Raw genomic sequence first — 6819 nt, forward strand, 5'->3', positions numbered from 1 at the left:
GCGCGGGCGCGGCCCTGGCCACCGCCCTCGCCGGCTGCGGCCAGGGGGCCGACGACGGGGTGGGACCCGACGGGCGCGTCACGATCAACATGTGGCACGGCCAGAACGACAACGGACTCAAGGCCATCAAGGCCCTGGCGGAGCGCTTCATGCACTCTCACCCGCACATCTACGTCGACCTCGGCGGGGGAGTGCTGTCCGACTCGATGCTCCAGAAGATCACCGCGGCGCTCGCCTCCGGCTCCTACCCGGACATCGCCTACATCTTCGGCTCCGACCTCGCAGGCGTCGCCCGCAGCCCGAAAGTCGTGGACCTGGGCGACACGATGCGCTCGGGCCCCACCCCGTGGACGGACTACTGGGAGCCCGCCCGTGATGCCGTCATGATCAACGGGAGCATCCGCGCCTCGCCCGCCGTCCTCGACTCGCTCGCCGTGGTGTGCAACAAGAAGCTGTTCCGCGAGGCCGGACTGCCGCTGCCGCGAAAGGGCTGGACCTGGGCCGAGTTCGAGGACACCGCCCACCGCCTCACCGACGCGGGGCGCGGCACCTTCGGCACGGGCTGGCCGGGCGTCGGCGACGAGGACACCGTGTGGCGGCTGTGGCCGATGGTGTGGGACCTCGGCGGCGACATCATCGCGCCGGACGGCCGGAGCATCGGCTTCGCGCACGAAGGGGTCCGCGCCCTGGAGACGGTTGAGGCGCTCGCCCGCGCCAAGAGCGTCTACATCGACCCCAAACCCGGCAGCGAGCAGATGTACCAGGTCTTCGCCTCCGGCCGGATGGGCATGGTCGTCACCGGCCCCTGGCAGCTCCCCGACATCATTCAGGCGAAGATCGACTACGCGGTGGTGCCGCTGCCCAGCTACAGCCGCAAGCCCATCACCATCTCAGGACCCGACACCTGGACCGTCTTCGACAACGGAACCGCGCGGGTGCGCGCCGCCCGCACCTTCGTCTCCTGGCTGGCCCAGCCGGACCAGGACGTGCTCTGGGACATCGAAGCGGGCAGCCTGCCGCTCAGCCGCCGCAGCGAGGCCGAGCCCGCGTGGCAGGCACACGCGGCCAAGACGGCCGGACTCGACGTCTTCACCGAGGCGCTCGACTCGGCGCGCGTCCGCTCCACCCACCCCGCCTACGCACAGGTCTCCACGGCACTCGGCCAGGCCATCGTGTCCGTACTGCTCGGCAGGAGCAGCCCGGCGCAGGCCATGCGCCGTTGTGCCGCCGAAGCCAGGGCCGCCCTCGTCATCCCGCGCTGAGGAGCCTTTCCATGTCATCCCTGCCCGCTCCGATCACGCTGCCCGACCACGAGCGGCAACTGCGCGCCAGGCGCCGCGGACGCCGCCGCGAGTCCGCGACCGCGTGGGGCTTCGTGCTGCCCTCCGTCCTCGTCATCCTCGGCCTCAGCGTGGTGCCCGTCGTCTGGTCGCTGCTGCTGTCGTTCCAGGCCGACGACCTGGTGACACCGAGCCGCTGGGTCGGGCTCGACAACTACCGGGCGCTGACCGAGGACCCGCACTTCAGCCAGGCCATCGGCAACACCCTGCTGTACACGGTGCTGTACGTCCCGCTGAGCATCGTCTTCGGCCTGATGCTCGCCCTGGCGCTGAACCGGCGCATCCGGCTGGTCGGCCTGTACCGCACCCTCATCTTCGTACCGTTCGTCATCTCGGAGACGGCCCAGGGCGTGCTGTTCTCCTTCATCCTCGACCCGCAGTTCGGCGCCGCCAACTCGGTCCTGCACTCGTTCGGCCTGCCCTCGCAGGGATTCCTCTCCGACCCGGGTCAGGCGCTGCCCGTCCTGGTGGTGATCTCGCTGTGGAGCGGCACCGGCTTCTGCGTGATGATCTACCTCGCGGCGCTCCAAGACGTACCCCAGCCCCTCATCGAGGCGGCCAAGCTGGACGGCGCGGGCCGGTGGCACCTGCTGCGCCACGTCGTACTGCCCACGCTCACACCGGTCAGTGTGTTCCTGGTGATGTGGCAGACACTCAACGCCCTCCAGGTCTTCGACCTGGTCTACGTCACGACCAAGGGCGGGCCCCTCGGCTCCACGACCCTCATCGTCTACTTCATCTGGGAGCAGGCGTTCCAGAACTTCACCGCGGGCTACGGGGCGTCGGCCGCCTACATCCTCGCCCTGGCCCTGCTGGTGCTCGGGGGAGTCATGCGACTGGTCCAGCGCCGCAAGTCCACCGCCCCCGAGGGAGCAGCCCGATGACCGCGACGACCACCACCGCCACCGGTGAAACCCTCCGCCCGAGCGCCGTGCCGCCCCCGGCCGCTCCCCTCCGGCGCCGGCGGCTCCCCTTCAGCGCCTGGCACCTGCTGCTGGCGCCCCTGGCCGTGCTCTTCGCGCTGCCCCTGATCTGGCTGGTCCTCAGCTCGGTGATGAGCGACGCGGAGATCAACAGGTTCCCGCCCGCGCTGTGGCCCTCCGGAATCCACCTCGGCGGCTACCGCTACGTCCTCGGCAACGCCATGTTCCCGAGGTGGTTCACGAACTCGCTGATCGTCTCGGCCACCGCGGTCGTCTCCAACCTCGTCCTCGGCTCGCTGGGCGGATACGCCTTCGCGCGGATGCGGTTCGCGGGCTCCCGCGCCCTGCTCTTCCTGATGCTCGCGACGATGGCCGTCCCCTTCCAACTGACCATGATCCCCACCTTCCTGGTCATGAAGCGCCTCGGCCTGATCGACTCGCTGGGCGCGCTGATCGTCCCGTCACTGGTCACACCGTTCGCGGTGTTCCTGCTGCGGCAGTTCTTCCTGTCCCTGCCGCGCGAGCTGGAGGAAGCCGCCTGGATCGACGGGTGTTCACGGCTACGGGTGCTGTTCCGTATCGTGCTGCCGCTGTCGCGCCCCGCGCTCAGCACCGTCGCGGTCCTCACGTTCCTCTCCACCTGGAACGACCTGACCTGGCCGCTGATCGCCATCAACCACGACACCCAGTACACACTGCAACTCGGCCTGACCACCTTCCAGGGACAGCACCACACCCAGTGGGCCGCCGTCATGGCGGGCAACGTGATCACCATCCTGCCCGTCCTGCTCGCCTTCCTCGGCGCGCAGAAGTCGTTCGTCCAGTCCATCACCAGCAGCGGCCTCAAAGGCTGACACCGCCCGAACCCGCGTCACCGCACCGGACCACCGCCCAGTACCCCCGTACCGCGGCCACCCGAGCGGCCGAGCTCCCCGACCACCACGCCCAGGAAGACCGATGCCCCACACCTTCGACCTCCTCGTCATCGGGGACGCCAATCCCGATGCCGTACTCGGTCCCCTCGACGAACCCCTGGCCTTCGGCCAGCGCGAGCAACTCGTACCCACCGGCGTACTCACCCTCGGCGGGTCCGCCGCGATCACCGCCTGCGGGGCGGCGAAGCTCGGCCTGCGCGTCGCCATCGCGGGCCGGGTCGGCGACGACGACGCGGGACGCTTCGTGCGCGCCGCCCTTCAGGCCAGGGGCGTCGACACCACCGCGCTCGGCACCGACCCCGACCTGCCGACCCCGCTGACGGCGGTGGTGGCGCGCGACGGCGACCGCGCCATCCTCACGTCCTCGGGAACGCTCGCCGCCACCGGCCCCGCCGACGTCCCCGAGGAGTGGCTCACCACTAGCAGGCACGTGCACGCGGCGTCGTACTTCCTGATGCCGAAGCTCGCCGCGGCCCTCCCTGACCTGCTGCGCACCGCCCGTGCCCACGGCGCCACCACCTCCCTGGACACCAACGACGACCCCGCGGGACGCTGGGACCCGGACGGCATCGCGGCCGTCCTGTCGGAAACCGACATCCTGCTGCCCAACGCGCAGGAGGCACTGGCACTCGCGGGCCAGGCCTCGGGAGAGCCCGAGGAGGCCGGCGGCCGGCTGGCCGGCCGGGGACCGCTGGTGGTCGTCAAGGACGGCGCGCGGGGCGCCCTCGCGCACGACGGCCGCACGGTGCGGCGCGCCAGCGGCCTGACGGTGCGCCCGCGCGACACGGTCGGCGCCGGCGACAGCTTCGACGCCGGATACATCGCCGCCGTCCTGAGGGGCCTGCCGCCGCGCGAAGCCCTCGCCCTCGCCGCCGCCTGCGGCTCCCTGTCCACGCGTGCCCACGGCGGCACCGACGCCCAACCCACCTGGGACGAGGCTCTCGCAGCCGTCACCCACAACGGAGAGAACGAGTGATGACCGCTCAGAAGATCGTGTTCATCGGCGCCGGAAGCGTCGTCTTCACCCAGGGGCTCCTGGCGGACCTCTTCGCCTTCCCCGAGCTGCGGAACGCGCACATCGCCCTGCACGACATCGACCCCGAACGGCTCGCCACCGCGCAGGGAGCGGCCCGCTACATCGCGGACGAGCGGAAGGCGTCCCCCCGCATCACCGTCCACGCCGACCGGCGCGAAGCCCTCGAAGGGGCCGACTTCGTCATCAACATCGTCCAGGTCGGCATGCGCGAGTCGACGAGGACCGACTTCGACGTGCCCGCGCGCCACGGGGTGCGCCAGACCATCGGCGACACCCTCGGCATCGGCGGCATCTTCCGCGCGCTGCGCACCTTCCCTCTGCTCAAGGCGCTCGGCGAGGACATCGCCGCCGTCTGCCCGGACGCGTGGCTGCTCAACTACACCAACCCCATGGCCATGAACATCCAGTACCTGGCGCAGGCCACCGGCCTCACCCGGGTGGTGGGCCTGTGCCACTCGGTGTTCTGGACCATGCACGACCTGGCCGAACTGGTCGGAGTGCCCTTCGAAGAGGTCAAGTACCACGCCGCGGGCGTCAACCACCAGGCCTGGGTGCTGCGTTTCGAGCACGAGGGCCAGGACCTCTACCCGCGTCTGGACGCCCTCATCGCCGCCGACGGGCAACTGCGCCGCAGGGTCCGCGTCGACATGTACCGGCGCCTCGGCTACTACCCCACCGAGACCAGCGAGCACTCCAGCGAGTACGTGCCCTGGTACCTGCACCACGACAGCGAGATCGAGCGGCTGCGGCTGCCCGTGGGGGACTACCTCGGCATCGTCGACGACAACGTGGCCGCCTACGAGGAGACCCGCAGGGCGCTCGCCGCGGGCGAACCGCTCGCCGTCGAGTCCACCATGGAGTACGCGCCCCAGATCATCCACAGCATCACCACCGGCACACCGCGCACGGTCTACGGCAACGTCCCCAACCACGGCCTCATCGAGAACCTGCCGTCGCACGGCACCGTCGAAGTCCCGTGCCTGGTCGACTCCCTGGGCGTCCAGCCCACGCGCGTCGGCGCCCTCCCGCCGCAGCTCGCCGCGCTCAACCGTACGTACCTGAGCATGAACGACCTCGTCGTACGGGCCGCCGTCGAGGACGAGCCCCGCCACATCAGGCACGCCGCCATGACCGACCCGGCGACCGCGGCCACACTGACGGTCGAGTCGATCTGGGACCTGTGCGACGACATGGTGCGCGCCCACGGCGAGTTGCTCCAGCCCTCTCTGCGCGCCACCCTCGGCCACTGACCATGAGGGCTTGCGCCGGACGCCGTCCCCAGAAGGGTGAGGAACGATGAGTGAACTGCGCGTGGGCGTCGTCGGGGTCGGCCAGCGGGCCACCCTCGCCCTCGCCGCGCACCGCCCCGGCGTCGCGCGCGTCGTCTCCTGCGCCGACCCCTCCCCGCGTGGCCGGGCCGACGCCGTACGCCTCTTCGGCCCCGGCACGGCCGTGCACACCGACCACACGGGCATGGCGGGCGACGGCCTCGACGCCGTGTTCGTCCTCACACCGGACGACCGGCACGTCGAGCCGAGCCTGTTCTTCCTCGCCGCCGGGGTGCCGGTCTTCGTGGAGAAGCCGCTCGCCATCACCGTGGACGGCTGCGACCGGCTGCTGCGCGCCGCGTTCGAGACCGGGACGAGGCTCTACGTGGGCCACAACCTGCGCCACCTGCCGGTGCTGCGGCGGATGCGGGAGGTGATCGAGGAAGGTGCGATCGGCCGGGTCCGCTCGGTGTGGTGCCGGCACTTCGTCGGTCACGGCGGCGACTACTACTTCAAGGACTGGCACGCCGAACGGGCCAGGACCACCGGCCTGTTGCTCCAGAAGGGCGCCCACGACCTCGATGTGATCCACTGGCTCGCGGGCGGCTACTCGCGTGACGTCGTCGCCATGGGCGACCTGGCCGTGTACGGGGCGAACCCGCGCCGCCCGGCCCCGGCAGGGCCGGCCGCGGGACCAGGACCGGAAGCGACGCCGGAGGCGGAGGACCCGGCCAGGATGCCCGACTGGTTCGACCCGGACATCTGGCCGCCCACCGCGCTGAGCGGCCTGAACCCCGTCGTGGACGTCGAGGACATCAGCATGATGCTCACCCGCCTCGACAACGGCGTCCTGGCCAGCTACCAGCAGTGCCACTTCACGCCCGACTACTGGCGCAACTACACCGTCATCGGCGACGAAGGGCGCCTGGAGAACTTCGGCGACGGCCTGGAGGACGAGAGCCCGGCCGTCCGGCTGTGGAACAGGCGCCGCTCCGGCTACCGGGCCGACGCCGACCGCACCGAGACCGTCAGCGGCGGCGAGAACCCGCACGGCGGCGCCGACGACGCGCTCCTGCGGGAGTTCCTCCGCTTCGCGGCGAGCGGCGGGCCGACCGAGACCTCGCCCGTGGCCGCCAGGGAGGCGGTGGCCGCGGGCACCGCAGCCACCGCCTCGCTGCGGGCGGGCGGCACGCACACTGAGGTGCCCCCGCTCGCCCCCGGCCTCGTCCGCTACTTCGCGGCCCACCAGGAGAAGGGCCCCGGGGCCCGGCCGTACGGTGGCGCCGTGGACTGACGTCGACCCCCGCCCCCGTATCC

Annotated in this window: 6 protein-coding genes; all 6 read left to right on the forward strand. The window is 71.4% G+C overall.

Features of this window, described 5'->3' with window-relative positions; all coding sequences use genetic code 11:
- Positions 1-1262 (forward strand): ABC transporter substrate-binding protein (locus tag LCE31_RS34040; RefSeq protein ID WP_225021414.1); only part of this gene is annotated, 1262 nt, incomplete at its 5' end.
- 11 nt (positions 1263-1273) lie between these two features.
- Positions 1274-2224, forward strand: coding sequence for a carbohydrate ABC transporter permease (locus tag LCE31_RS34045; RefSeq protein ID WP_225021416.1), 951 nt, complete (start codon positions 1274-1276; stop codon positions 2222-2224).
- Entirely contained in the window at positions 2221-3117 is an 897-nt protein-coding gene (locus LCE31_RS34050; protein ID WP_225021418.1) for a carbohydrate ABC transporter permease, read from the forward strand. Before LCE31_RS34045 ends, LCE31_RS34050 begins: the two co-directional genes overlap by 4 nt.
- A gap of 103 nt (positions 3118-3220) precedes the next feature.
- The gene (locus LCE31_RS34055; RefSeq protein WP_225021420.1) at positions 3221-4174 is read left to right on the forward strand and encodes a carbohydrate kinase family protein; all 954 of its coding nucleotides are present in this window, start codon (positions 3221-3223) and stop codon (positions 4172-4174) included.
- Positions 4174-5484: an alpha-glucosidase/alpha-galactosidase gene (locus tag LCE31_RS34060; RefSeq protein WP_225021422.1), complete on the forward strand. Its 1311-nt coding sequence runs from the start codon at positions 4174-4176 to the stop codon at positions 5482-5484. The genes LCE31_RS34055 and LCE31_RS34060 overlap by 1 nt, the downstream gene beginning before the upstream one ends.
- A 46-nt stretch (positions 5485-5530) precedes the next feature.
- The gene (locus LCE31_RS34065; protein ID WP_225021424.1) at positions 5531-6796 is read left to right on the forward strand and encodes a Gfo/Idh/MocA family protein; all 1266 of its coding nucleotides are present in this window, start codon (positions 5531-5533) and stop codon (positions 6794-6796) included.
- The last annotated feature ends 23 nt before the right edge of the window (positions 6797-6819 follow it).

Origin of the sequence: Streptomyces sp. 8L, from assembly GCF_020176795.1 — a bacterium.
GTDB lineage: Bacteria > Actinomycetota > Actinomycetes > Streptomycetales > Streptomycetaceae > Streptomyces.

Excerpts from the sequence above, each read along its gene's own strand:
- LCE31_RS34045 (WP_225021416.1), top strand. The coding sequence starts at position 1,274 with ATGTCATCCCTGCCCGCTCCGATCACGCTGCCCGACCACGAGCGGCAA.
- LCE31_RS34050 (WP_225021418.1), top strand. The coding sequence starts at position 2,221 with ATGACCGCGACGACCACCACCGCCACCGGTGAAACCCTCCGCCCGAGC.
- LCE31_RS34055 (WP_225021420.1), top strand. The coding sequence starts at position 3,221 with ATGCCCCACACCTTCGACCTCCTCGTCATCGGGGACGCCAATCCCGAT.
- LCE31_RS34060 (WP_225021422.1), top strand. The coding sequence starts at position 4,174 with ATGACCGCTCAGAAGATCGTGTTCATCGGCGCCGGAAGCGTCGTCTTC.
- LCE31_RS34065 (WP_225021424.1), top strand. The coding sequence starts at position 5,531 with ATGAGTGAACTGCGCGTGGGCGTCGTCGGGGTCGGCCAGCGGGCCACC.